This window comes from Telluria sp. AIW5 (assembly GCF_056680575.1).
The window spans coordinates 5164848-5190673 of sequence record NZ_CM155289.1 but is presented as its reverse complement, the minus strand read 5'-3'; the positions used below and the strand labels follow the sequence as shown (position 1 = coordinate 5190673).

Annotated in this window: 15 protein-coding genes and 1 pseudogene; 14 read left to right on the top strand and 2 right to left on the bottom strand. The window is 69.1% G+C overall.

Annotation, left to right across the window (positions count from 1 at the left end; translation table 11 throughout):
• Positions 1-22 precede the first annotated feature (22 nt).
• The 3 genes and pseudogenes from nirD to AC1MEM_RS22850 all read left to right on the top strand — a co-directional run bounded on the left by nirD (position 23) and on the right by AC1MEM_RS22850 (position 4306).
• Complete coding sequence (gene nirD, locus AC1MEM_RS22860; RefSeq protein ID WP_499474380.1) at positions 23-373, top strand: nitrite reductase small subunit NirD; 351 nt, start codon at positions 23-25, stop codon at positions 371-373.
• Positions 370-1607: pseudogene (locus AC1MEM_RS22855) on the top strand (NAD(P)/FAD-dependent oxidoreductase). Before nirD ends, AC1MEM_RS22855 begins: the two are co-directional and overlap by 4 nt.
• Positions 1598-4306, top strand: coding sequence for a molybdopterin-dependent oxidoreductase (locus tag AC1MEM_RS22850; RefSeq protein WP_499474379.1), 2709 nt, complete (start codon positions 1598-1600; stop codon positions 4304-4306). Before AC1MEM_RS22855 ends, AC1MEM_RS22850 begins: the two are co-directional and overlap by 10 nt.
• A 456-nt stretch (positions 4307-4762) precedes the next feature.
• On the opposite strand, the gene AC1MEM_RS22845 is transcribed toward AC1MEM_RS22850, so the two are convergent.
• A complete protein-coding gene (locus AC1MEM_RS22845; protein WP_499474378.1) occupies positions 4763-5026 on the bottom strand; it encodes a hypothetical protein in 264 nt (87 codons plus the stop codon).
• A 161-nt stretch (positions 5027-5187) separates the two neighbouring features.
• Positions 5188-5463, bottom strand: coding sequence for a SemiSWEET transporter (locus tag AC1MEM_RS22840; protein ID WP_499474377.1), 276 nt, complete (start codon positions 5461-5463; stop codon positions 5188-5190).
• Between the two features lie 154 nt (positions 5464-5617).
• Here AC1MEM_RS22840 and AC1MEM_RS22835 point away from each other — a divergent pair, with 154 nt between their 5' ends.
• The 11 genes from AC1MEM_RS22835 (at position 5618) to AC1MEM_RS22785 (ending at position 25825) form a co-directional block, all read left to right on the top strand.
• Positions 5618-6865, top strand: a complete 1248-nt coding sequence (locus AC1MEM_RS22835; RefSeq protein WP_499474376.1) for an ROK family transcriptional regulator — start codon at positions 5618-5620, stop codon at positions 6863-6865.
• A gap of 146 nt (positions 6866-7011) precedes the next feature.
• Positions 7012-10731 carry an ATP-binding protein gene (locus AC1MEM_RS22830; RefSeq protein WP_499474375.1) on the top strand — a complete coding sequence of 1240 codons (3720 nt, stop codon included), beginning with the start codon at positions 7012-7014 and terminating at the stop codon, positions 10729-10731.
• Positions 10728-11360: a response regulator gene (locus tag AC1MEM_RS22825; RefSeq protein WP_499474374.1), complete on the top strand. Its 633-nt coding sequence runs from the start codon at positions 10728-10730 to the stop codon at positions 11358-11360. Before AC1MEM_RS22830 ends, AC1MEM_RS22825 begins: the two co-directional genes overlap by 4 nt.
• 311 nt (positions 11361-11671) lie before the next feature.
• Positions 11672-12148 carry a chemotaxis protein CheW gene (locus AC1MEM_RS22820; RefSeq protein WP_499474373.1) on the top strand — a complete coding sequence of 159 codons (477 nt, stop codon included), beginning with the start codon at positions 11672-11674 and terminating at the stop codon, positions 12146-12148.
• Positions 12135-13538, top strand: a complete 1404-nt coding sequence (locus AC1MEM_RS22815; protein ID WP_499474372.1) for a CheR family methyltransferase — start codon at positions 12135-12137, stop codon at positions 13536-13538. Before AC1MEM_RS22820 ends, AC1MEM_RS22815 begins: the two co-directional genes overlap by 14 nt.
• Positions 13535-14140: a chemotaxis protein CheW gene (locus AC1MEM_RS22810; protein WP_499474371.1), complete on the top strand. Its 606-nt coding sequence runs from the start codon at positions 13535-13537 to the stop codon at positions 14138-14140. The genes AC1MEM_RS22815 and AC1MEM_RS22810 overlap by 4 nt, the downstream gene beginning before the upstream one ends.
• A gap of 20 nt (positions 14141-14160) precedes the next feature.
• A complete protein-coding gene (locus tag AC1MEM_RS22805) occupies positions 14161-15792 on the top strand; it encodes a methyl-accepting chemotaxis protein (RefSeq protein WP_499474370.1) in 1632 nt (543 codons plus the stop codon).
• A 4-nt stretch (positions 15793-15796) separates the two neighbouring features.
• Positions 15797-17983: a hybrid sensor histidine kinase/response regulator gene (locus tag AC1MEM_RS22800; protein ID WP_499474369.1), complete on the top strand. Its 2187-nt coding sequence runs from the start codon at positions 15797-15799 to the stop codon at positions 17981-17983.
• Positions 17984-17993: 10 nt separating this feature from the next.
• Positions 17994-19052, top strand: coding sequence for a chemotaxis-specific protein-glutamate methyltransferase CheB (cheB, locus tag AC1MEM_RS22795; protein ID WP_499474368.1), 1059 nt, complete (start codon positions 17994-17996; stop codon positions 19050-19052).
• A gap of 9 nt (positions 19053-19061) precedes the next feature.
• Positions 19062-22235 carry an EAL domain-containing protein gene (locus AC1MEM_RS22790; RefSeq protein ID WP_499474367.1) on the top strand — a complete coding sequence of 1058 codons (3174 nt, stop codon included), beginning with the start codon at positions 19062-19064 and terminating at the stop codon, positions 22233-22235.
• Entirely contained in the window at positions 22232-25825 is a 3594-nt protein-coding gene (locus AC1MEM_RS22785; RefSeq protein ID WP_499474366.1) for an EAL domain-containing protein, read from the top strand. Before AC1MEM_RS22790 ends, AC1MEM_RS22785 begins: the two co-directional genes overlap by 4 nt.
• Position 25826 lies beyond the last annotated feature (1 nt).

The window sequence follows — 25826 nt, the reverse complement described above, 5'->3', positions numbered from 1 at the left end:
CAAATAAGTAAAGGAGTCCATCATGCACAGAGACATTCAACTGAGCCAGCTCGATAACTGGAACGCCGTCTGCGCCTTCGACGAGATCGTCCCCGACACCGGCGTCTGCGCGCTGCTGAACGGCCGCCAGGTCGCCGTGTTCCGCGTCGGCGACGACAGCCTGTTCGCGATCGATAACTACGATCCGAACGCCAACGCCGCCGTCCTCTCGCGCGGCCTGGTCGGCAGTATCGGCGAACGCATCGTCGTCGCCTCGCCAATTTATAAACACCATTTCGATTTGCAGACGGGCGAATGCCTGGAAGCGCCGGCGCATTCGGTGAGCAGCTTCCCGGTGCGGGTCGACAAGGGCACGGTCTGGGTTGCGTCATGAAAGCGCGCCTGGTCGTGGTCGGCAACGGCATGGCCGGCATGCGCACTGTGGAGGAGCTGTTGAAACTCGACCCCGCGCTGTACGAGATCACCGTCTTCGGCGCCGAGCCGCACGGGAACTACAACCGCGTGCTGCTTTCGCCGCTGCTGGCCGGCGACAAGAACGTCGACGAGATCATGCTCCATCCGCGCGCCTGGTACGCCGAGCACGGCATCACCCTGCACGCGGGCGACCCGGTGCTGCGCATCGACCGCAAGCGCCGCGTCGTCGTCGCCCGCTCGGGAATGGAAGCGCCCTACGACCGCCTGCTGCTGGCGACGGGCTCGACGCCTTTCGTGCTGCCGGTGCCAGGCAATACGCTGCCCGGCGTGGTCGGCTTTCGCGACCTGCAGGATGTCGACACCATGCTCGCCGCTGCAAGGCAGGGGGACGCGCGGTCGTCATCGGCGGCGGCCTGCTCGGGCTGGAAGCGGCGCACGCGCTCATGCGGCGCGGGATGGAGGTCAGCGTCGTGCACGTGGCGCCCAGCCTGATGAACCAGCAGCTCGACGGCGAAGCGGGGCGCCTGCTGAAGGAGTCGCTCGAGCGCAGCGGCTTGCGCATCCTGCTCGGCGCCCAGACCAGTGCAATCACGGGCCACGATAAAGTCGAGGCGGTGCAGTTCGCCGACGGCAGCGCACTGCCCGCGGACCTGGTCGTGATGGCCGCGGGCGTGCGTCCGAACGTGGCGCTCGGGCGCGAGGCCGGCCTGCATTGCGAACGCGCGATCGTGGTCGACGACACGCTGCAGACCTATGACCCGCGCATCTACGCGGTGGGCGAATGCGTGCAGCACCGGCGCGCCACTTTTGGCCTCGTCGCACCGGTATGGGAGCAGGCCCGTGTCTGCGCCGCCCACCTGGCTGGCGCCGGCCACCGCCGCTACGTGCAGGCGGCCACCGCCACCAAGCTGAAGGTGACCGGCATCGACCTGTATTCGGCCGGCGACATCAATGGCGGCGCGGACAGCGAAGAGCTGGTGCTGCGCGACCGGAATGCCGGTGTTTATAAACGCCTCGTGCTCGAGGACGGGCGCGTCACCGGCGCCGTGCTGGTCGGCGATGTCGGCGACGGTCCCTGGTATTTCGACCTGATCCAGCGCGGCGCCGATGTATCGAGCTTCCGCGACCGCCTGCTGTTCGGCGAAGCGCTCTGCGCCGCTATCCAGATAGAAGAGGAAACACCATGGACATGACGCTCCCCGTGCAGACCGTGCACACCACCTGTCCATATTGCGGCGTGGGCTGCGGCGTCACCGCCACCGTCAAGCCCGGGACGATCCCGATCATCGCCGGCGACATGCAGCACACGGCCAACAAGGGCCGCCTGTGCGTGAAGGGCGCGGCGCTCGGCGAAACGCTGGACCTCGACGGGCGCCTGCTGACTCCGCAGCTCCGCGAGAACAAGACCATGCGCCGCGCAAGCTGGGATGAGGCTTTGGGCCGCGTGGCCGGCGGCTTTGCCGACATCATCGCCCGGCACGGACCCGATGCGGTCGCACTGTACGTCTCCGGCCAGCTGCTGACCGAGGACTACTACGTCGCCAACAAATTCATGAAGGGCTATGTCGGCAGCGCGAACATCGACACCAATTCGCGCCTGTGCATGTCCTCCAGCGTGGCCGGCCACAAGCGCGCCTTCGGTGAAGACCTGGTGCCGGGCTGTTATGAAGACTTCGAACTGGCCGACATGATCGTGCTGGTCGGCTCGAACACGGCCTGGTGCCATCCGACCCTGTTCCAGCGCATCCTGCGCGCGAAAGAGGCGCGGCCTGCGCTGCAAATCGTCGCGATCGATCCGCGCCGCACGGCCACTTGCGAACTGGCCGACCTGCACCTGCCCATCAAACCGGGCACCGATGTCTGGCTGTTCAATGGCCTGCTCAGCTACCTGGCGAAACATGGCGCCGTCGATGCCGCTTATGTTGCGGCGCATACCGAAGGGCTGGACGCAGCGCTGGCTGCCGCCGATGTCGATTGCAGCGACCCGGCGCAAGTGGCGCGCATTTGCCGCGTCGACCCTGCCAGGCTGCTCGCCTTTTACGAAGGCTTCGCCGCCACGAATAAAGTCGTCACGGCCTATTCGCAAGGCGTGAACCAGTCCTCCAGCGGCACCGACAAGGTCAATGCGATCATCAACTGCCACCTGCTCACGGGGCGCATCGGCCATCCCGGCATGGGACCGTTCTCGCTCACCGGCCAGCCGAACGCGATGGGCGGGCGCGAGGTCGGCGGCCTGGCCAACATGCTCGCCGCGCACATGGACCTCGACAATCCTGCCCAGCGTGACGCGCTGCGCAGCTTCTGGGACGCGCCTCGCATCGCCGACAAACCCGGGCTGAAAGCGGTCGACCTGTTCCGCGCGGTGGAGGAGGGGACAGTCAAAGCGGTGTGGATCATCGCCACCAATCCGCTGGTCAGCCTGCCCGACGCCGACCAGGTGCGGCGCGCGCTGGAGAAGTGCGAGCTGGTGGTGGTCAGCGATATCGTGGCCGCCACCGATACGACCGCGTACGCCGACGTGCTGCTACCGGCGCTGGGCTGGGGCGAGAAGGATGGAACGGTCACCAACTCCGAGCGCTGCATCTCGCGCCAGCGCGCCTTCCTGCCGGCGCCGGGCGAAGCGCGCGCCGACTGGTGGGCGCTGTGCGAAGTGGCGCGGCGCATGGGTTTCAAGGGTTTCGATTACGCCGGCCCGCATGCGATTTTCGATGAACACGCACGGCTGTCGGGATGGCGCAACGGGGGCGACAACAGGCGCGTCTTCGATATCTCGGGCATGGCCGGCATGCGCCGCCAGGACTACGATGGGCTGCAACCGGTCCAGTGGCCGGTGCTGCGCGGTGAAGACGGCGCGATCCGCACTACGGAACGGCTGTTCGCCGACGGCCGCTACGCCCGCCCGGGTGGAAAAGCACGCTTCGTCGCCACGCCGCCGCGCGCCCCGGTGCACGCGGTCGATGACGAGTTCCCGCTGGCGATGAACACCGGCCGCATGCGCGACCAGTGGCACACCATGACGCGCACCGGCAAATCGCCACGGCTGTCCAGCCACGCGCCGGAACCCTCGATCGACCTGCATCCGAACGACGCCCTGCTGTGCGGCGTGCGCGAAGGGGAACTCGCGCGCGTCACCAGCCGCTGGGGCGCGATGGTGGCGCGCGTCACGCATGGCGGCGGCATCGCGCGCGGCAGCGTGTTCGTGCCGATCCACTGGAGCGGCCAGACGGCCTCCGACGCCCGCGTCGGCGCGCTGGTCAACCCCAGCGTCGATCCGGTGTCGGGCGAGCCGGAGTTCAAGCACACGCCGGTGCGCGTCGAACCCTTCGTGGTGGAGTGGCAGGCGTTTGTGCTGAGCCGGACGGCGCTGGCGGTCGACGGCGTCGCCAACTGGACGCGCGTGCAGGGCGAGGGCTTCGTGCGCTACGAACTCGGTGGCCGCGGTCCCGCGCACGCCGACTGGGCGCGTGGCGTGCTCGGCGTGCCCGAAGGGGCGGACTGGATCGAATACGACGACGCCGGCGCCGGCGCGTACCGGGCCGCCCACCTGGTGGAAGGGCGCTTGCAGGCCTGCGTCTTCGTGGCGCGCCGGGCAGCGCCGCTACCGCCGCGCCAGTGGCTTGCCGGCTTGTTCAGGCAGGACACGCTGGCGTCAGGCGACCGCGCGACGCTGCTGGCCGGGCGCGCACCGCAGCAGGGGCCGGACCCGGGTCCGACGGTGTGTTCGTGCTTTGGCGTCGGGCGCAATACGATTTGCGCGGCGATCCGCACCCACGGCCTGGAAACGACGGCGCAGGTGACGGCGTGCGTCAAGGCGGGCGGCAATTGCGGATCCTGCGTGCCGGAGATCGGCAAGCTGCTGGTGCTGACCCGGTATAGCGAGGAAGCTGCATAAAGCGGAGGGGAAGCAGCGGAGGGGAAAAACCGGACGCGGCGCCCGCCCGCTGCGGTCACGGTCACCCGCGGCGGCAGCGTAACGTAGGGTGGGCACTTCATTGTGCCCACGCGGTCCACCGGTTGATGTGTGGCGTGAACAAGCGAAAGCCGGGATGCGGGCTATCCGTGTGTTTTCAAACGTAAGCACCGACCAGCCGCCGTACCGCGTGGGCACAAGTCCGATCGCGGCCCGGCCCACCCTACGTTACTAAGCCGGTGTAGCGAGAAAGCTGCGTAAAACGAGGGGAAACTAAGGGAGGGAAAAACAACCCGGGCGCGGCGGGCGCCGGCGACCCGGGTGGAGGAGGGAGGCTTGCGCCCAGGCTGCCGCTGGCGCGGCGAAGGCTAAGGCGCGAGGTACTACAGTGACGCTACTACAGTGACGCTACTACAACGACGGTACTACAGCTGCAATTTAGCGGCAGGCGAGCCAGCGCAGTTCGGCGGCCAGGTTCGGCGAATGCTTTTCGGCGTTCGCCGCCAGCGCGAACAGTTCGGCACGGCCTTCGCGCTCGGCGACGGCGTACGATGCGCGGTCTGCGCGTTCCTTGCGGGCGGCGAGCCAGCCGCCGTGTGCTGCGAACAGTTGGGCCGAGAAGCTGCTGACCGCTCCGAACAGGTCGGCGAATTGGTGGCGCAGTCCCTTGTCCTGCGCCTGGGTGATCGTTGCTGCGTTCATGTGTCGCTCCAATGTATAAATACTGTGATGTTGCGGTGCAGTATAAATTCCTTGGGTCCATAAATATACTTTCAGTTCGTGATGTCCACGATAAGCCAGGCGTATATTTGTTGACGTATCAAGATTCCCTTATCAGCTGCGCGAATGTCCGGCTGAGCTCGTCACTGATTGCCCCCGCCGCGTTCAAAGCGCCACTTCATCGCCAGCACGCTCGACGCCAGCACGAGGGTGATCGCGTTGTTGATCGCAATCGGCCAGGCCTCGATGGCGATGCCGTAGCAGAGCCAGAGGAAGACGCCGAAGCAGAAGGTCGAGTACATCCCCATCGAGATGCCGCTGGCGCTGCGCGTGCGCCAGACGAGGACAACTTGCGGGATGAAGGCGGCGGTGGTGCAGAAGGCGGCAATGTAGCCCACCAGGGTGATATCGAGTTGCATGGAACCTCTTGTTCTGTGAATGCTGCGTCCCCTGGCCATGCGCTGATGCGCAGGCGAAACACAACATGGCGTAAATATAATAAATCACATTGATTTATTTAAGGGTGAAAATTATACTCGACGCCCCGTTTCGATGTTCGTTCACCATTTCCGCATGTTCACGCTTCCCCGTCCGCCGTCCCCTCCGCGCGATCCCGCCGCCGCGCCCCGCATGCTGGGTTCGAACCAGACCGGCATGCGCGAGTTCAACGAACGCGTCGTGCTGCACGCAATCCGCCTGCACGGCAGCCTGCCGAAGGCCGAGCTGGCGCGGCTGACGAATTTGAGCACGCAAACCGTGTCCGTCATCATCAACCGGCTGCTGGAAGAAGGCTTCGTCGTCAAGCGCGACTCCCTGCGCGGCAGGGTAGGGCAGCCCTCGCAGCCGATCGCCCTGAATCCCGACGGCGCGTTCTCGATCGGTGTGCAGATCGGCCGGCGCAACCTCGACGTCGCCCTGATCGATTTCACCGGCGCGCCGCGCTACCGCAAGTCGATCGTCTACGGCGCGCCCTCGGTGGACGCGGTGTTCGGCGAGATCGGCGAGCACCTGGAGCGGATCGAAGAGCAGCTGGGCGCGGAAAAATCGCAGCGCGTGAGCGGCATCGGCCTCGCCGCGCCGCTGGCCTTTGGCGGCTGGCGCGAACTGGTCGGCCTTTCTCCCCAAGACGCCGACGCCTGGACCCGCACCAACATGCGCGAGCGCCTGCAGGGCATGACCCGGCTGCCGGTCGCGTTTGCGAAAGACACGGCCGCGGCCTGCGTCGCCGAGCTGGTGGCCGGCCGCGGGCGCCACCTGAAGAACTACCTGTATGTGTTCGTCGACACCCTGATCGGCGGAGGACTCGTGATCAACGGCCAGCCGCACGCCGGCGTCTACGGCAATGCGGGCGCGATCGGCTCGATGGCGCTGGGCCTGGCCGACGGCAGCCGGCCCGGCGGCACGCAACAACTGCTGGCGTCGGCCTCGCTCGCGACGCTGGAGGACATGCTCGCCGCCGTCGGACTGGAAAGCCTGCCCGCCGGCGACGCCCGCCTGCTGCAGGCGCCCTGGGCGCCGGTCACGCGGCGCTGGATGGAGGAGGCGGCGAATGGCATCGCCTTCGCCATCAATACCTCGTCCTGCCTGCTCGACCTGGACGGCGTGATCGTCGACGGCGCCGTGGGCGCACCACTGCTGGAAAGCCTGATCGAGGCGATACGCGCGGCGCTGGTCCAGTACAGCTGGCAGGGCATCATGCGGCCCGAGATCATCGCGGGTGCGATCGGGCGCGATGCGAAAGTGATCGGCGCGGCCTACCTGCCGCTGCACGCGCATTTCGCGCCGGGACATGCGTCGTTCCTGAAGGCGGGCAGGGGCTGAGGACGGCCTGCGGGCACGGCGGGAATCTGGTGGCGATGCTTAATTGTTGCACGATTGCAGTTTGCAGTTTGCAATGTATTAGGGACCCTCGGTACAATCCGGGCTCCAACAGCCACCCCCAATGCTGATGCAAGCAGGCGATCCATATGAAAAATGAAGCGGCTGCAACCGATTTGTCCAAGGGCGATGGCGAGGTGTTGGCCTTGCTGCGCCAGTTCGACTGGGCAGGCACGCCACTGGGACCGGTCGAAGGATGGGCGCCCGAGTTGCGTGGCGCGGCAGGGATCTGCCTGTACTCGCAGTTTCAGATGGCAATTGTGTGGGGGGACGACTTCGTCTACCTCTACAACGACGCCGCCAGCTACCTGTTCGGCGACAAGCATCCGTGGGCGCAGGGCCGGTCCGTTTCCGAAGTATGGCCGGCAGCATGGCCGACGGTCGGCCCGATGCTGCAGGCGGTGCGCACGACCGGCAAGGCGAACCGCAGCGAAGACCTGATGCTGGTCCTCGAGCGTAACGGCGGCCGCGAGGAATGCTATTTGACGTTCTCGTACAGCCCTGTCTTCATCGCCGACGGCAGCGTCGGCGGCGTCTTCGCGACCTTCATGGAAACCACCCGCCGCGTCGTGTTCGAGCGCCGCCAGCGCTCGATCGCCGACCTGGCCACGCAGGTCGCGTTGCGCTCACGCGACCGTAACCTGCTGGCCTTCGTCAAGGCGGCACTGGAGCGCAATTGCGCGGACCTGCCGCTGGCGGCGCTGGTCGTGGTGCATCCCGGCGGCCAGCGCGAATTGGCCTTTTGCACGGGGCTGGACGCGCCATTGCCGCCAGCGCTTGCCGCAGCCCTGGACGAGTACGCCGTCCGCTGCCTGGAGTCAGGCCAGAGCGAGGTGCTCGACTGCGTGCTGGTGGCGGGCCTCGCCGCACTCAGCCCGTCGTTCGTGGCCCCGCAACAGATCGTGGCGCTGCCCTTCTGGCGTGGCGGCGAAGACACTCCCGCCGGCGCGCTCCTGCTCGGTGTGAATCCCTATTGTGTACTCGACGCCGGTTATCGCGGATTCTTCGAGTCGGTCGCCGGCCACGTCGCGCATGCCGTGGCGATCACCGAAGCCGACGCCGCCGACGCGCGGCGCATCGCGGCAAAAGCGGAACTCGAACAGAGCCGCCTGCAGTTCTTCGGCAGCGTCAGTCACGAGTTGCGTACGCCCCTTACCTTGATACTGGGTCCGCTGGAAACGATGATCGAGCAGCACGCCGCGGCCCTGCCGGCGCCCCTGCGCGCGCCGCTCGACATGGCGCTGCGCAATGCCCAGCGCCTGCACAAGCTGGTCAGCTCGATGATGGATTTCGCCATCATCGAGGCCGGCAGCCTGCCGCTGGCGCCCGAGCCTGTCGAGCCGCTCGCCGTCACCACCGAGATCGTCGCCCTGTTCCGTTCCGCGATCGAGGCGGCCGGCCTGGTACTGGAAGTGCGCAGTGCGGGACCCTTCGCCGAACTGATGCTCGACCGCGAGATGTGGGAAACCATCGTCGCCAACCTGGTGTCGAATGCGTTCAAGTACACCGAGGCCGGCCGCATCGACGTGTTGCTGGCGCGGCGGGGAGATTGCCTTGTGCTGACGGTCGCCGATACCGGGATCGGCATCGCGCCGGAGGAGTCGGCGCGGATTTTCGAGCGCTTCTACCGCAGTCCGGATCCGGCCGCACGCAGGGCAGGGGGCAGCGGCGCCGGGCTCGCACTGGTTCGGGAGCTGGTCCGCCTGCACGACGGCGAGGTGAGCGTGGAGAGCACGCTGGGGGCGGGCGCGCGCTTTACGGTGACGCTGCCATGGCGTGAGGCCGCCGGCGGTGTGCCGTCCCGGTCCCGCAACCCGGCCACCGGGTATTTGCGCTCCCGCTTCGCGGTCGAGGTCGAGCGCTACCGGGCGGGCGAGATCGAGCGGGAACATCCCGAGCCGGAGGGCGCGGCCAATCCGATGCGCGTGGTCGTCATCGACGACGACAGGGACGTGGTGCGCTACATCGCGCGGCTGCTCGCCGGTACCTGCAGCGTGGTCGGCGCGCACGACGCCGCGAGCGGCTACGAGGCCATTCGCAGCACCAGGCCCGACCTGGTGCTGGTGGACGTCATGATTCCGGGTGTCGACGGCCTCGCGCTGGTGCGGCGGATCCGTTCCGATCCACCGATCCACACGATTCCGCTGGTCGTGCTGTCGGCACGCGCAGGGGAGGAGGCACGCCTCGAGGCGCTCGATGCCGGCGCGGACGACTACCTGACCAAGCCCTTCAGCGCGCGCGAACTCATCGCCCGGGTGCGCTCGCACGTACAGATGGCGCGGGTGCGGCGTGCCGCCATCGAGCAGGAGGGCGAGCTGCGGCGCCAGATCGACGCCGTCAAGGGCGACCTGGCCAATGTACTCGAAGGAACCAGCGAGAGTTTCGTCAACCTCGACAGCGAGCTGCGCATCCGCTCGATCAACGGGGCGGCGCTGGCTGTCCTCCAGCGCGACCGGGCGGCGGTGCTCGGCAAGGCGCTGGCCGAGCTGGCGCCGGGACTGGCGGGGAGCGATCTCGAGCGCGCGCTGCACGCCGCTGCCGTGAAGGGCCGGGCCGCGGTGGTCGAATACTTCGCACCCGCCGTGCAGTGCTGGTACGACGTGCGCTGCTACCCGGCGGAACAGGGGGTGCTGCTGTTTGCCAACGACATCACGGCGCGCAAACGGGCGGAACAGGGATTGCGCGAGGCCCACGCCGAACTCGAACAGCGCGTGGCGCTGCGCACCGCCGAGCTGAGCGCCGCCAACCAGTTGCTGGCGGCGGTGTTCGACCGCGCGCCGGGCGGCATCGCGATCACCGGCACCGACGAGCGGGTGGTGCAGGTCAACCGTGCTTACGCCCTGCTGGCCGGGGTGGCGGAGGGCGCGCTGCAGGGGCGCGCCCTGGACGAGTGGATCGAAGCGGCCGATATGGCGCGGCTGCGCAACGGGCACAGGGCCCTGCTCGCCGGTACCCGCGATTCCTTCGAGGCCGAAGTGCGCTACCGCCTGCCGGACGGCCGCCGCCTGTGGGTCGCCCATTTTGTCTCGCTGATTGGTCCCGCCTGGCACGGCGAGCAGTGTTTTGTCGCGATGGCGTGGGATATCAGCGAGCGCAAGCAGGCCGAGACCGAGCGCCAGGTTTCCGAACGGATGCTGCGCGCGCTGTACGAGCAGCTGCAGACGGTGCGCGAGGCCGAGCGCACCGCGCTCGCGCGCGAAGTGCACGACCAGCTTGGTCAGATCCTGTCGGCGGCCAAGATCGACATCAAGCTGCTCGAGGACGACCTGCGTGGCGGTGGCCGCAGGATGAGCAGCAAGGACATCATCGGCGAACTGCATTCGGCCAGCAACACCCTGGAACGCGCGATCAACCTGGTGCGCCACATCGCGACCGAACTGCGCGCGCCGGAGCTCGACGAGCAGGGACTCTATGCGGCAATGGCCTGGCACGCGCGCGATTTCGAGCGGCGCACGCGGATCGCCTGCCACCTCGACTTCGACCCGCGGCGACGGCATCCGTCGCGGCCGGCAGCGGTCGCGCTGCTGCGTATTTTCCAGGAGGCGATGACGAACGTGCTGCGCCACGCCCAGGCCACGCAGGTATGGGTCAGCCTCGAACCGCGCGGTCCGGCGCTGCTCATGCGTGTGCGCGACGACGGCATTGGCATCGGACGGCGGCACCAGCGGCGAGCGGGCGGTCTCGGCCTGCAGGGCATGCGCGAACGGGCCGAACTGGAGGGCGGTACGCTGCGGGTGGGCAGGCTGCGCCCGCAAGGCACACTGGTATCGGTGCGCATGCCATTGCGAAACACGAAAGGACAAGCATGATCAGTCTCGTCATTGCCGACGACCACGAACTTATCCGCGAAGGCGTCAAGAAGATCGTGCGCGGCGCGCAGGGCCTGCGCGTGGCCGGCGAGGCCGCCGACCTTCCCGCCACGCTGGACCACGTGGCCAGGCACAATCCCGACGTCGTCGTGCTCGACATCAGCCTGCCCGGGTACGAGGGCATGGAGGGGCTGGCCGAGCTCAGGCGCCGGTATCCGGAACAGCGCGTCATCGTGCTCAGCATGTACGGCGAAGAGCAGTACGGCCTCGCGGCGCTGAAGGCGGGCGCATCCGGCTATGTCAGCAAGGCGGTGGCCGCCGAGGAGCTGGTGAAGGCGGTGCGCGAGGTCGTGGCCGGCCGCACCTACGTCGGGCCACGCCTGGCCGAGCTGCTTGCGCGCCAGGCGCGCGCTGTCGAACCGGCCGCCGCGCACGAACGCCTCACCCCGCGCGAAGCGCAGATCCTGGCATTGATCGGCGCCGGGCTGCAGGCCAAGCAGGTCGCGGCCGAGCTCGACATCAGCATCAGTTCGGTGCACACCTACCGCAACCGGATCTTCCGCAAGATGGGGTTGTCGTCGAATGCGGCGCTGATCCGTTATGCCGTCGAGAACCGGCTGGTCCGCTGACTCCCGCTGATTTTTGCGTTACATTGTTGCCCTTTAGCAACATGCATGTATGAACGCTCTGTCGCTCAGTTTGCGACAGGAAACGTAAAGATTGTGACGTCGTCAACTGCAATCGGCGCCTTCTGCGATAGAAAGTTCCTCTTAAATCAATGAGTTGTAAACAGCAGACGCGACGTTGTCGATTGGTGCTGCATGTTTTGCAACTTAAAATGACATTTTTCCGCACTTTTCAGTACACGCGACTTGGGTACTATCGAAGAATATATTGCGATAGATCAAGCCAGGGTTTGTGTCCCCGGCAGCTCAAGACCATGCCGAAACAGACAAGCACGCTACGCCTGATCGAATTCGAGTGCCGCGGCCAGCGCATCGGCCTGCCGCTCGAGTACGTCCGGCGCGCCCTCCCCAGCGCCGAGCCTTTGCCCTTGCCCGGCGCCGGCGCGATCGTCCTCGGCGTGCTCAACGTTGGCGGCACCGTCATCGCCTTGCTCGACCTCTGCTACCGGCTGGGCCTGCCACGGCTCCCAATCGAGCCTTCCCAGCAGATTGTCGTGCTTGAACTGCCCGGATTGCTGTGCGGCGTGGTGGTTGACCGGATCAACGGGGTGGTCGAGCGCGTCGCCGATATCGCCATGCCGGATGCGCTGGACGCGCCGCCCTTCGTCAAGGGGGTGGCGCGCCTCGACGACGGCCTGTGCCTGATCGTCGACCCGGCGCGCTTTCTGTTCCCCGCCGAAACGCAGGCGCTGGCGGCGGCGCTCGCGGGAGGCGCCGATGGGATGCATTGAACATCCAGCCATGCTCGAACAGCTGGCGACGCGGATCGAGGCGCAGACCGGCCTGCGCTTCAGTGACGCACGCCGCGCCGACCTCGACCTGGGATTGAGCCGCATGGCCGCCGAGCGTGGCGCGCCCGGCGCCGCCGCGCTGGCCGGGTGGCTGCTGGCCGAACCGTGGGACCGCGCGAAGGCCGACCTGTGCGCGCGCCACCTCACGGTCGGCGAAACCTATTTTTTCCGCGAACCGCGCGGGCTCGACCTGCTGTGCGACTACGCGCGCGACAGGCTGGCGGCCGACCCGCAGGCACGCCTGCGGCTGTGGAGCGCCGGCTGCTGTACCGGCGAGGAACCGTATTCGATGGCGATGGCGCTGCGCCAGGCGCTGCCGGGACTGGACCTGGCCCAGGTGTCGATCCTGGCAACCGATCTCAATCCGGCGAGCCTGGCGCGCGCGCGCGCGGGCCTGTACCGCGACTGGTCGTTCCGCCGCACCGGCGCCGCGCTGCGCAACCGGTATTTCACGCCGGCGGGCGACGGCCGCTACGCGCTCGACCCCGCGGTCTGCGCCCAGGTCCGCTTCGCGCAACTGAACCTGGCGCTGCCGGCCTACCCCTCGGCCGTCAACGGTACCGCCGGCATGGACATCATCTTCTGCCGCAACGTGCTGATGTATTTCTCGCGCACCCTGATGGCCCAGGTGATCGCGCGCCTGCGCGACTGCCTGGCCGAGGGCGGCTGGCTGGTGGTCAACCCCAGCGAAGCATGCGCCGAGCTGTTCGCCGGCTTCAGCGCCACCTACCACCCGGACGCGGTGTTCTACCGCAAGGCCAGCGCAGCGGACGCTGCGCCGGCCGCGCCGGCCCTGCGCTTGCCGGTGCGTGGATTACAAGCGGTTCCCGCCCGCGCCACGCGCGCCGCGGACCCGGCCCCGGCGGTGCGCCGCTTGCCGCCGCCGGTCGCACCCGCGCCCCCACCGGCGGCCGCGGCAGGGCCGGGCGACGAGCTGGCACAGGCCCTGGCACGCGCGCAGGCGCAGGAGCGTGCCGGCGAGCCCGGCGCTGCCTTGCACGGACTGCTGCGGGCAACCGCCCGCTGGCCGATGTCGACCCAGCTGCACGGGGCGGCGGCGCAGCTGGCCCTCGACCAGGGCGCCCTTGATGCGGCCCAGCGCCACCTGCGGCGCCTGCTGTACCTGGAGCCCGATTCCATCATCGGCCATTACCTCGACGGCGTCACCCTTGCGCAGATGGGACAGCATGCCCGCGCGCGCCAGGCGTTTGGCGCAGCGGACACGCTGCTCGCGGCGCTGCCCGCCGACCTGCCCGTGCCCGGCGCCGACGGCTGGCTGGCCGGCGGCCTGCAGGCCTGCATCCAGGCGTGGACGGAGCGCACATCATGACGGCGCCACGTGAATTCGACTGGGCCGCGATCCGCGCCCGGATCGAACGCGGCATCGAACTGGCCGACACCGGCCTGGCCAGCCCGGAGCGCAGCCGCGAGGTGCTGCGCGAACGGGCGCAGGTGCTCGCGCGGGTGCCGGCCCAGGCGCACGACGCCGACCAGGCGGACGCGCTGAAGGTACTGGTGTTCGAGCTCGGCGGTGCACGGTATGCGGTGGAAACCGGCCGCGTCCTGCACGCCTGTGCTTTGCCGCCGATCACCGCGCTGCCGGGCTTGCCCAACCATGTGGCCGGGATCGCGGCCTTCCGCGGCAAGGTGCTGGCCGTGCTGGACCTGCGGGCGCTGCTGGCGCTGCCGGTCACGCGCCTGGCCGAGCCGGCCGCGCTGGTCGTCCTGCAGGACAACGCCATGGAGTTCGCGCTGCTCGCCGACGCCGTCGCCGGCGTCGAGCACTACCCGCGCGCGTCCCTGTCCGCAAGCCTGCCCGGCCTGGGCGCGCTGCGCGCCGGCTACCTGATGGGCGTGGCCCCCGACCGCACCGCGATACTCGACGCCGGCCGCATGCTGGGCGACCGCTCGCTGGTGCTCCACGGCCAATAACGATAACAAGGAGATACAACGTGGCCCTTTTTTCAAACCTCAGTACCCGCGCCAAACTGGTGGCGGGTTTTGGACTCATGGTGGTGCTGCTCGCTGGCGTCAGCACACTGGCCTACCAGGCGATGGGGCGGCTCGAGGCCTCCCAGCGTGCCCTGTTCGAGGATGACCTGGCGGTCGCATTCAATGCCATGAGCCTGCGTAACGAACTCAATCGTGAGCGCGTCGCGATGCTGTCGCTGCTGGTGGCTGAACCGGGGACGGAAGCGCCCATCCGTGCCCGCCTCGCCGACGCTACCAAGCGTCTGGCAGCGGCGGGGGAGAAGGTGGGCGGGGCCGCTGCGCGTCGTTCCGACGCCGCCGCGTCGGAACTCATGGTCACGCACCTGCGCGAATACACTGCCATGCGCGACAGCGAAGTCACGCCCGCGCTTGCCGCCGGCCGCCGGGCCGAAGCTGCGCGTGCGATCATCGGTCCACTGCAGCGCCGGTTCGAAACGGTGCGCGACACGGCCGAACGGATCGGCACGGAGGAATTCGGACACGCGTCCGAACGCATGCGTAGCGCCACGGCGATGGTCGAGCGCAACCAGAACCTGCTGCTCGGCGTCAATCTCGCCGCCTTGCTGCTGGGGGCGGCGCTGGTGTTCTGGCTCGACCGGATCATCGCCGGGCCGCTGCGCGAGGCAACCGCGGTCGCGGGCCGCATCGCCACCGGCGACCTGAGTGTCGAGGTGCCGCAGCCGCGCGGCAAGGACGAGGTCGGCCAGCTGCTCGCCGCGCTGGGCCAGATGGTGACGTCCTGGCGCCTGCTGATGGCCGAGACCAACAGCGGCATCGCCACGCTCGGGGCCGCGGCATCGGAGATCCTGGCCAGCACTATGCAGGGCGCCGCCGGAGCGTCGCAGACGGCGGCGGCGGTGACCGAAACGACGGCGACGGTCGAGGAAGTCAAGCAGACCGCCGTGCTGGCCAGCGACAAGTCGCGGCGCGTGTCGGAAGCCGCGCGCGAGGCCGCCAGCATCGCCGCGCGCGGGCGCGAGGCGGTCGAGGAGAGCGTGCACGGGATGGAAGGCGTCCAGGAGAAGATGGAGTCGATCGCCGCCACCATCGTGCGCCTGTCCGAACGCAGCCAGGCCATCGCCGACATTACCGTCACCGTCGGCGGCCTGGCCGACCAGTCCAACCTGCTGGCCGTGAATGCGGCGATCGAGGCCGCCAAGGCCGGTGAGCACGGCAAGGGCTTTGGCGTGGTGGCGCAGGAAGTACGTGCGCTGGCCGAACAGTCGCGCCAGGCCACGCGCCAGGTACGCGAAATCCTCGGCGAGATCCAGAAGTCGATCGGCGCAGCGGTGATGATCACCGAGCAGGGCGCCAAGTCGGTGGCGCAGGGCGTGAGCCGCAGCACCGAGGCCGGGGACGCGATCCGTGCGCTCGCGGACAGCATCGGCGATGCGGCCGAGGCCGCGGCCCAGATTGCCGCGTCGAGCCAGCAGCAGCTGGCCGGCATGGACCAGGTGGCGCTGGCGATGGTCAACATCCATCAGGTCAGCGCCGAGAACGCGGCCAGCTCGCGCCAGTCCGAGCAGGCGGCCCAGAACCTCAATGAGCTGGGCATCAAGCTGCGCCAGCTGAGCGAGCGCTTCAAGGTATGAGCGCATGAGCGACGCGAACCAGGCTTTCCTGGACCGGCTGCAGGCGATCTTCGCCGACGAGGCCCGCAGCCACCTGGCGGCGATCGAAGCCGGGCTGCTCGCGCTCGAGCAGGGCGCCGCGGCCGCGCCTGCCGAGGCCATGGACGCGGTGCTCAAGGCCTTGCACACGCTCAAGGGCGCCGCCCGCTCCGTCGACCGCGACCACCTGGAGCGGCTCTGCCACGCGCTCGAAGGCGCCTGCGTCGCCTTGCGCCAGGCGGCGCAGGGGCTGGCCGCGTCCGACCTCGATCTCCTGCTGCGCGGCGTCGCCCTGGCGCGCGACCTCACCGGGACCGTCTCCGGCCGCGCCATCAACCGGACGGGCGCGCTCATCGCCCAGCTCGAGCGTGTGGCCGGGCAGGCCACGGCCGTGGCGGAGCAGCCAGGCCCGGGGGCGCCGCCGGTACCGGATGTCCTCCAGGCCGCATCACAGGCCCCCGCGCCCGCACCGGCCAGGCAGTCCGACCCGGACCCGGACGGGCACCGGGGCCAGGAGCAGGACCAGGACCAGGACCAGGCGGCGCTGCGGCCAGCCCTGCTGCGGGTCGGGGCCGCCCAGCTCGACGCCATCCGCGCCGAGGCCGAGGCCTTGCTGGCGGCCGAGCTCTCGCTGCAGCACCAGGCGGCGGAGCTGCGTGCGCTGGCCGCGGAGATGGCCCGGCAACGGCGCGCGGGCGAATTCGACCGCCCCGAGCCCGAATTGCACTGCGCCCGCCTCGCGCAGGCACTGGGAGCGACCTGCAGCGCCCTGTCGGGCACGCGTAACCGCCTGCTGGGTGCGGTGCTGGAGACGGCGCTGGTGCCCTTTTCCGAAGCGCTCGACGAATTGCCCGCGCTCGTGCGCAAGCTGGCGCGTGGGCGCGGGCGCGGCGTCGCGCTCGAGATCGAGGGCGCCGCCGTGCGCATCGACCGCCGCATCCTGGGCGTAATCCGCGAGGCGCTGATCCACCTGGTGACGAATGCCGTCGACCACGGGATCGAGCCGGAGCCAGTGCGCCTGGCCGCCGGCAAGAGCGCGGCCGGGGCGCTGCGGGTCGCGGTCAGCCAGCGCGACGCGCGCCACGTGCTGGTGTGCGTGAGCGACGACGGCGCCGGCTTCGACAGCCTCGCACTGGCGCAGGCCGCCGGAATCGAACCGGGCGAGTTCGCGCGCCTGGGCGCAGCGGCGCGCCTCGCGCTGGCGCTGCGGGCAGGGGTGACCACGCGCGCCGAGGTGACCGCCCTCTCCGGGCGCGGCATGGGACTGGCGATTGTTGCCGACAAGGTGGCCGGCGCCGGCGGCTCGCTGCAGATCGACAGCCAGCCGGGGCAGGGCAGCCGTTTCGAGCTGCTGCTGCCGGTCAGCCTGGCGAGCATGCGCGCGCTGGTGGTCACTTGCGGCGGCCAGCGCTATGCGCTGCCGCAGGCCGCATTGCAGGCCGTGCGAGCGCTGGAGGCGGGCGATATCGGCATCGTCGAAGACCGCGAAACCTTGGTCGTGCACGGGCGCGTGCTGCCCCTGGTGCGGCTCGCAAGCCTGTTCGGCCTGCCTGCCGGCGAGGGCAAGGTCGCGCTGCTGGCCGACAACGGCGCGCGCCCCTTCGCACTGCTGGTCGATGACATCGTCGCCGAGCAGGACGTGTTGCCGCGTGGCCTCGGACCGCTGCTGCGGCGGGTGCGCTTTTTCAGCGGCGCAACCGAGCTGGGCGACGGCGCGCTGGTGCCGGTGCTGGCACTCGACGACATTGCGCTCCATGCGCTGGCCGGCGCGGCGCCCGTGCCGGCGCCGCCGGATGGCGCCAGGCCCGCTGCCCGGCGCGTGCTGGTGGCCGAGGATTCGATCACCTCGCGCCTGCTGCTCAAGCACATCCTGGAGGGGGCGGGGTGCGAAGTCGAGACCGCCGCCGATGGACTGGAGGCCCTCTCGCGGCTGCGCCAGCGCCGCTTTGACGCCGTCGTCAGCGACGTCGAGATGCCTCAGCTGGACGGACTGGGGCTCACCGCCCGCATCCGCGCCGAGCCGGCCACGGCGGACCTGCCGGTGATCCTGGTCACCTCGCTGCAAACACCGGCCGAACGCGAGCGCGGCCTGCAGGCAGGCGCCGACGCCTACCTGACCAAGGGCGCGTTCGACCAGGATCAACTGCTCGCGGCACTGCGCCGCCTGACATGAGGGAGTTTTGATGATCCGGGTACTCGTGGTGGACGACTCTCCTTCGGTGCGCGAACTGCTCGCCCATATCCTGGGGGGCGATCCGGCGCTGCAGGTGGTGGGCTGCGCCGCCGACGGCGTGCAGGCGCTCGAGATGGCCACGCGCCTGCGTCCGGACGTGATCACGATGGACCTGCAGATGCCGAACATGGACGGTTACGAGGCGACCCGCCGCATCATGCAGGCCTGCCCCGTGCCGATCGTGGTGGTCAGCGGCACCGGCAGCCACGCCGAGGTCGAGGCGGGCTTCCGCGCCATCGCGGCCGGCGCCCTGGTGCTGGTGCGCCGGCCATACGGTCCCGCCCACGCCGGGCATGCCGAGAGCGCCAGGGCGCTGCTGCGCACCGTCAAGTCGATGGCGGAAGTGCGCGTGGTGCGGCGCTGGGACGGCAGCCAGGGCGGGGCGCGGCCCGTCCCGCCCGCGCGCGCGGCGGCGCCGCACCGCCTGGTCGCGGTCGGTGCATCGACCGGCGGCCCCGCGGTGCTGCGCGACATCCTGGCCGAGCTCGGGCCGGGCTTCCCGCTCCCGGTCGTCATCGTCCAGCACATGGCGCCGGGTTTTACCGAAGGGCTGGCCGCATGGCTGTCCCAGGCCAGCGGCTTCCCGGCTTGCGTCGCCACGCATGGACAGCAGCTCGCGGCGGGGCGCGCCTACCTCGCTCCCGACGGGTGCCACATGGGTGTCACGCGCTCGCTCGGGGTCACGCTCGCGGGCGGCGCGCCCGAGCATGGCATGCGGCCGGCGGTGGCGCACCTGTTCCGCTCGGTCGCACCGGAACTGCGCACGGCGCTCGTGGCGGTGCTGCTCACCGGGATGGGCAAGGACGGCGCCGAGGAACTGAAAACACTGCGCGACGATGGCGCGCTCACGATCGTGCAGGACCGCGGCAGCTCGGCGGTCTACGGCATGCCGGGCGAAGCCTTGCGCCTGGATGCGGCGATGCTGGTGCTCGAGCCGGTCCGCATCGGCAAGGCTTTGTCCACGATTGCAAACCAGCCGGGAGGCGGCCTGGCCGTCCTCGGCCTCTGAAGACGAACGATGAACTCGAAAAACGACAACAATAATATTGAATGCAGCGCCGAAGTCGAGGTCCTGATCGTCGAGGACAGCGCGACCCAGGCCCAATACCTTGCCCATTTGCTGGCAACGGAAGGCCACTACCGGGTGCGCATCGCCGCGAATGGGGCGGAGGGGCTGGCGGCGGCGCGTGCGCAGCTGCCGACCCTCATCATCAGCGACATCAACATGCCCGTTATGAATGGCTTCACGCTGTGCCAGGAGATCAAGCAGGACCCGGCCCTGCGCGATGTGCCGGTGATCCTGCTGACCTCCCTGACCAGCCTGTACGACGTCATTCGCGGGCTCGACTGTGGCGCCGATAATTTCATCCGCAAGCCTTTCGACGCGCGCTACCTGATGGGACGGGTACGCTATATCCTCGCCAACCGCGCGCTGCGCAGCGACGATCGGGTCCAGCTCGGCATGCGGATCAGCCTGGGTGGACAGACCCACTTCATCACGGCCGAGCGCCAGCAGATCTTCGACCTCCTGATCTCGACCTATGAGGAAGCGATCCAGATGACCGAGGAACTCAAGGCGCAGCAGGAGCGCATCGCGCGTTCCTACCAGTCGCTGCGCGGGCTGTACCAGATCGCCGAGGCGCTCAACCCGGCCCTGAACAAGCGCGCGATCGCCGACGGCGCCCTCGACGGCGTGCTCGAGTTTCCCGGGGTCGAGGCGGCCTGTGTCAGCCTGTTCGATTGCCAGGGCGTGCTGCGCGTGGTGGCCGCGCGCGAGTTCGACGCCGAAGCGCTGCCGGCCGGGCACCACCTGCGCTGCGCGTGCGCAGGACGGCTCGCCGCCGGCGCGCTGCGCCAGCCGGAACTGCTGCACGAATGCGCCGACCTGGGCGCGGCCGTGGCCTGCGTGCCGCTCACTGCCGGCGGGCGCAGCCTGGGGCTGCTGCACCTGCGGCTCGCCGCGGACAATTCGGCTTGCGCCGAGCTGCAGGTGCTGGACACGATCGGCAACCAGATCGCCATCGCGGTCGAGCGCGCGCACCTGTACGCCAACATGGAGTCACTGGTGCGTGAACGCACCGAGGCGATGAAGTCCGAGCGCAACCTGCTTTCGGCCGTCGTCGAAACGACCGCCGCCCTGGTGGTGGTGACCGATGTCGATGGCACCATACGCATGTTCAACCGGGCCTGTGCCGAGACCTTTGCCTGGCCGGCCGTCGAGGCGATCGGGCGCCCGGCCTGGGAGGTCTTCCGGATGAACGGCGACGAGGATGCGATCCGGCGCTTCTACCACGATATGCCGCTCGACCAGTTGCCGCCCCAGATCCAGGCCGAGTGGCTGACCCGTTCCGGCCAGCTGCGTTCGGTAATCTGGTCGACGTCGCCGCTGCGCGGGGCCGACGGCCGGATCGAGGCGATCGTCTCGACCGGACTCGACGTAACGGAACTGCGGGGCGCTGAGGACCGGCTCAAGTACCTGAGCAACTACGACATGCTCACCGGGCTGCCGAATCCGGTCCTGCTGCGCGATCGCGTTAGCCAGGCGCGGGAACAGGCTCTGGCAGGGCGCAGTGTCATGGGATTCCTCCTGTTCGGCTTCGGGCGCATGCGCATGATCCGCGAAACCCTCGGTGCGCAGGCCGAGCAGGAGCTGCTGGTGCAGGTGGCCCGGCGTCTGTCCGCGCGCGGCGCGAACGAGACCGTGGCGCGCTACTCGGAAGGGACGTTTGCCGTGGTGGCGGTGCGTCCGGGTGTCGCCGACCTTGGCCTGCTGTCGCGCCAGCTGCTCGCCGAAATGGAGCGCCCCTTCGTCTGGGACCAGGAGGACCTGCACCTCGATCCGCATATCGGCATTACTGTCTGTCCGAATGACGGCGACGAGTACGAGGCGCTGGCGCAGGGGGCGGAGAACGCACTTCGCCGCGCCCAGACAGGCGCCGGCCAGCGCATCGAATTCTACCGGCCCGAGTTCAACGATGGCGCGGCCGCACGCTTTCGCCTCGAGAGCGCGCTGCGCCGCGCGATCGAGCGCGATGAGTTCCTGCTGCACTACCAGCCACAGGTGGACCTGAGGAGCGGCGCGATCATCGGCGCCGAGGCGCTGCTGCGCTGGCGCCACCCGGAGATGGGGATGGTGCCGCCCGGCCAGTTCATCGGCCTGGCCGAGGAGACCGGGCTGATCCTGCCGATCGGCGAATGGGTGCTGCGCCGCGCCTGCCAGCAGTGCCGTGCATGGCAGCAAGCCGGCGTGCGGGTGGTGCCGGTGTCGGTCAACCTGTCGGCGCGCCAGCTTTCCGAGGACATACCGGGCACCGTGCGGCGCATCCTCGACGAGACCGGGCTCGATCCGCGCCTGCTCGAACTCGAGCTGACCGAAACGGCCTCGATGATCGATCCGCAGAAGACCTTCGTCATCCTGCGCCAGCTGAAGGATATGGGCGTGCGGCTGGCGATCGACGATTTCGGCACCGGCTACTCGAACCTCAACTACCTGAAGCGCTTCCCGGTCGACAAGCTCAAGCTCGACCAGTCTTTCGTGCGCGACATCGTCTCCGATCCCGACGACCTGTCGATTGCGCGTGCCGTCATCGCGATGGCGCACGGGCTGCGCCTGACCGTGATCGCGGAAGGGGTCGAGAGCCAGGGGCAGCTGGCCCTGCTGGCCGATAACGGCTGCGACGAGATGCAGGGATACTTCTTCAGCCGGCCGGTGCCGCCCGAGGTGTGCGAGGCGCTGCTGCGCGACGACGCCAGGCTCGATCTCGGCCTGCTGCAGCGGGTCCCCTATGCGCGCACCCTGCTGTACGTGGACGACGAGGTCAACCTGCTGGCCGCGGTGCGCCGTGCACTGCGCCACAAGGGCTATGTCGTGCTCTCCGCCGGTAACGCGGCCGAAGCGTTCGAGATCCTGGCCACGACCGAGATCGGGGTCATCCTGTGCGACCAGCGCTTGCCGGGCATGGACGGACCGGCCTTCCTGGCGCGGGTGCGGCATATGTACCCGGAAGTCACGCGCATGGTGCTGTCGGGCTACACCGACCTGCAATCGGTCACGGACGCGGTCAATCACGGCGCCATCTTCAAGTTCCTGACCAAGCCCTGGTTGGAGGAAGAGCTGGACGCGGCGCTGCGCGAAGCGTTCACGGAATATGAAAACAAACGGGCGCTGCCGCACAGCGCCGGCCGCCCATGAGCGCCCGGCGCCCCCGCTGGCTGCCGGCCGCGGCCACGTTCGGTGGCGGCCTGCTGCTGACCGTCTCGTTGTACATGGGCGTGCACGGGATCGAGGAAGCCCGCCAGCGCGCCGAGTTCGAGCGCGGGGCGACCGCGCGCTTCACCGCCGTGCAGGAGGGACTGGACAACGCGCTCGACGCGCTCGCCACGGTCAACCGGCTGTTCAGCACCATGCAGCCGGTCACGCGCCAGCAGTTCGCCGCCTTCACCGGCCCGATGCTCGAAGGCCACCTGCCCGTCGAGCTGGTTGGCTGGCAGGCGATGGTCGACGAGGCGGGGCGTGCGGGTTTCGAAGCCGCGCGCCGCGCCCAGTTCCCCGGTTACGCAATCACCGAGCTGTCCGGCGAGCGGATGGTGGCAGCGCCGCGGCGCGCGCACTACCGCGTGATCGATTACCTGGCGCCCCAGAAGGGCAACGAAAGGGCGCTCGGACTGGACGCCGATACACTGCCCGGTCAGGCGGCCGCCGCGCGCCGTGCGTGCCTGCGCGGCCAGGCCGCCATGACGGGACAGTTCGGCCTGTTCGTGGGGAACCGGCGCCAGCCAGGCTTCCTGGTCCTGATGCCGGTGTACCGCGGCGGGGCCGCGGCCGGCGGCGACCGCTGCGGGTCGGTGCTCGGCTACACGACGGTCGGCTTCAGCAGCCAGACACTGGTGCAGCGCACCCTGGCCGCGCGCGACGGCGAGGCCCCCGATGTCGGCTCGCTCAGTGTCTATGCCGCCGCCACGCCCGACCTGGAACAACTGGTTTTCGCACGTTACGTACCGCCGCAAAACGGCGTCTGGACCTTCCTCGACGGCGCCCGGCCGGGTCCCGTTTCGCGCACCTTCAGCGTGGCGGGCCGGCCGTGGTACATGGTGGTGAGTCCGCCGTCGCCACGGGTGCTGCGCGACCACCTCGGCTCGCTGTTGGCGCTGGTCGCCGGACTGGCCGGCAGCGTGGGTGCGGCCGCCTTCGCCAGCCTGCTGGCGGCGCGGGGGCGCGCCGTGCGCGACATGGTGGACAAGCGAACCGCCGAGCTGACCCTCGTGAACCACAGCCTGCAGCTGCGCCAGCAGGCGATCGAAGCCTGCGTCAACAGCATCGTCATCGCCAGCGCCGAGGAGCCCGACTACCCGATCGAGTACGTCAATCCCGCTTTCGAGCACATCAACGGCTACAGCGCTGCCGAAGTGACCAGGCTGGGATTTGCCGTGCTGTGGGGGGCCGACGCCACCCAGCGCGGCGTACGCGACCTGCTCGCCCTGGTGCGCAAGCGCCGCGGCGGCAGCGTCCTGATGCGGACCTACCGCAAGGACGGCGGCCAGCTGTGGTGCGAGATGTACGTTGCGCCGTGCACCGACGCGAGCGGCGAGGTGCGCCACTATGTCGTGGTCCAGCATGACGTCACCGACAAGCGCCGCTACCAGGTGGAACTGGAATACCAGGCCAGCCACGACGCCCTGACCGGCCTGGCTAACCGCCAGTTCCTGCGGCGCCGCCTGCACGAGGAAATCGCCGCGGCCGCGCGCGCCCGGCAGTCGATCTCGGTGCTGTTCATCGACCTGGACGGCTTCAAGCGCGTGAACGACAGCCTGGGTCACGCTGCGGGCAATACCTTCCTGTGCGCGATCGCCGACTGCCTGCGCGAGGCCGTGCGCACCGAGGACCTGGTGGCGCGGCTGGGGGGCGACGAATTCGTGCTGGTGCTGCCCGAACGGGCAGGGGAAGCGCTCAGCGGCGCCGCGCTGGAGCGCATCATGGGCGCGGTCAGGAAGCCGGTGACGATCGACAACCAGCAGTTCCTCGTCACTTGCAGCGTCGGTATCGCCAATTATCCCGCCGACGGCGATGATGCCGATGCCCTGATCGACTGTGCCGACCGCGCCATGTACGCCGCCAAGAAGCGCGGACCGGACCAGTTCCAGTATTTCTTGCCAGAGATGAACGAGCGGGTGCGCGCGCGGGTGGAACTGGAGCGGGCGCTGCGCGGCGCCCTCGACCATGACCAGTTCGAGATCGTCTACCAGCCCTGGGCCGACCTGAGCAGTGGCGCGGTTGCCGGCGTCCAGGCCCGGCTGTGCTGGCGCCATCCCGAACTCGGGCTGATTCCGCCGGAACGCTTCATGCCGATTGCCGAGGAAAGCGGCGCCAGCGTCGCGCTCGGCGCCTGGCTGCTCGGACGCGCTTGCGCGCAGGTGAGCGCCTGGCACGCCCAGGGCCTTGGCGAACTGTCGCTGGCGCTGGGCGCCGGGATGCGCCAGTTGACCGTGGGCGGCCTGCCTGCGACGGTGGAGGAGGTCCTGGCCGAAAGCGGCCTGCCGCCGCGCTGCCTGCGCCTGGAACTGACCGAGAGCGTGGTCGCGGGCGATGCCACCCAGGTGCTGACGGTGCTGCACGAGCTGCGCGCACTCGGGGTGCGCGTGGCGATCGACTGTTTCGGAACCGGCCCGGCCACGCTGGCGGACCTGCGCCGCTTCCCGATCGACGTGCTGCAGATGGACCGTTCGTTCGCGCGCGACATCGGCGGCAGCCAGGCCGCCCAGGCGATTCCCGATGCCATCATCGCGATGGCGCACAGCCTGGGCATCCGCGTCCTGGCGGCCGGCGTCGATACGGAAATCCAGTGCGAGGTCCTGGCGCGCAACATGTGCGACGAGGTGCAGGGCGAGCTGCTGTCGGCGCCGCTTCCAGCCCAGGCCATGGGCGAACTGCTGGCCGCCGGCGCGGCCCTGCCCAAGCGCGTGCTGCGCCTGCACAAGCGCCAGCGCACCCTCCTGCTGGTCGACGACGAACCGAACATCCTGGCCGCCCTGAAGCGCCAGATGCGCGGCACCGATTGCCGCATCCTGACCGCGCCGGGCGGGCAGCAGGGGCTGGAACTGCTCGAATCCGAACCGGTCGACGTGATCGTGTCCGACCAGCGCATGCCTGGCATGACGGGGGTCGAGTTCCTGCGCATCGTCAAGAACTCGCATCCGGATACCGTGCGCATGGTACTCTCCGGCTTCACCGAGTTGCAGTCCGTGACCGATGCGGTCAACGAGGGGGCGATCTACAAATTCCTGACCAAGCCCTGGGATGATACCCAGCTGCGCGCCCACATCGAGGAGGCCTTCCGTAACAAGGAGATGGTGGACGAGAACCGCCGCCTCGGCCTCGAACTGCGCACCGCCAACCTCGATCTCGCCTCGGCAAACCGCCAGCTGGAGGATGTACTCGAACAGCAGCGCGAGCAGATCCGGCGCGACGGCATTTCGCTCGACATCGTGCGCGAGGCCTTGCTGCGGGTTCCGATGGCGATCATCGCGCTCGATGAGGACCACCAGGTTGCGTACGCGAACCTGGCCGCGCGCAAGCTGTTCGGCAAGGGCGATGCCTTGCTCGGCAGCGACGCCGGCGAGGTCATGCCGGCGGCGGTGGTAGCGCTGGCTGCCCGCGCCGATGAGGTTCCCGTGCCTGCCCGGCTGGCCGGGCAGGCCTATGAAATCGTCGCGTACAGCATGGGCCGCAAGACCCGTTCGCGCGGCACCCTGATGACTTTCTCTCCCATTCCTGACGCGAGGTAAA

Coding starts and splice junctions, on each gene's coding strand:
- nirD (WP_499474380.1), top strand. CDS start 23: ATGCACAGAGACATTCAACTGAGCCAGCTCGATAACTGGAACGCCGTC.
- AC1MEM_RS22850 (WP_499474379.1), top strand. CDS start 1,598: ATGGACATGACGCTCCCCGTGCAGACCGTGCACACCACCTGTCCATAT.
- AC1MEM_RS22845 (WP_499474378.1), bottom strand. CDS start 5,026: ATGAACGCAGCAACGATCACCCAGGCGCAGGACAAGGGACTGCGCCAC.
- AC1MEM_RS22840 (WP_499474377.1), bottom strand. CDS start 5,463: ATGCAACTCGATATCACCCTGGTGGGCTACATTGCCGCCTTCTGCACC.
- AC1MEM_RS22835 (WP_499474376.1), top strand. CDS start 5,618: ATGTTCACGCTTCCCCGTCCGCCGTCCCCTCCGCGCGATCCCGCCGCC.
- AC1MEM_RS22830 (WP_499474375.1), top strand. CDS start 7,012: ATGAAAAATGAAGCGGCTGCAACCGATTTGTCCAAGGGCGATGGCGAG.
- AC1MEM_RS22825 (WP_499474374.1), top strand. CDS start 10,728: ATGATCAGTCTCGTCATTGCCGACGACCACGAACTTATCCGCGAAGGC.
- AC1MEM_RS22820 (WP_499474373.1), top strand. CDS start 11,672: ATGCCGAAACAGACAAGCACGCTACGCCTGATCGAATTCGAGTGCCGC.
- AC1MEM_RS22815 (WP_499474372.1), top strand. CDS start 12,135: ATGGGATGCATTGAACATCCAGCCATGCTCGAACAGCTGGCGACGCGG.
- AC1MEM_RS22810 (WP_499474371.1), top strand. CDS start 13,535: ATGACGGCGCCACGTGAATTCGACTGGGCCGCGATCCGCGCCCGGATC.
- AC1MEM_RS22800 (WP_499474369.1), top strand. CDS start 15,797: ATGAGCGACGCGAACCAGGCTTTCCTGGACCGGCTGCAGGCGATCTTC.
- cheB (WP_499474368.1), top strand. CDS start 17,994: ATGATCCGGGTACTCGTGGTGGACGACTCTCCTTCGGTGCGCGAACTG.
- AC1MEM_RS22790 (WP_499474367.1), top strand. CDS start 19,062: ATGAACTCGAAAAACGACAACAATAATATTGAATGCAGCGCCGAAGTC.
- AC1MEM_RS22785 (WP_499474366.1), top strand. CDS start 22,232: ATGAGCGCCCGGCGCCCCCGCTGGCTGCCGGCCGCGGCCACGTTCGGT.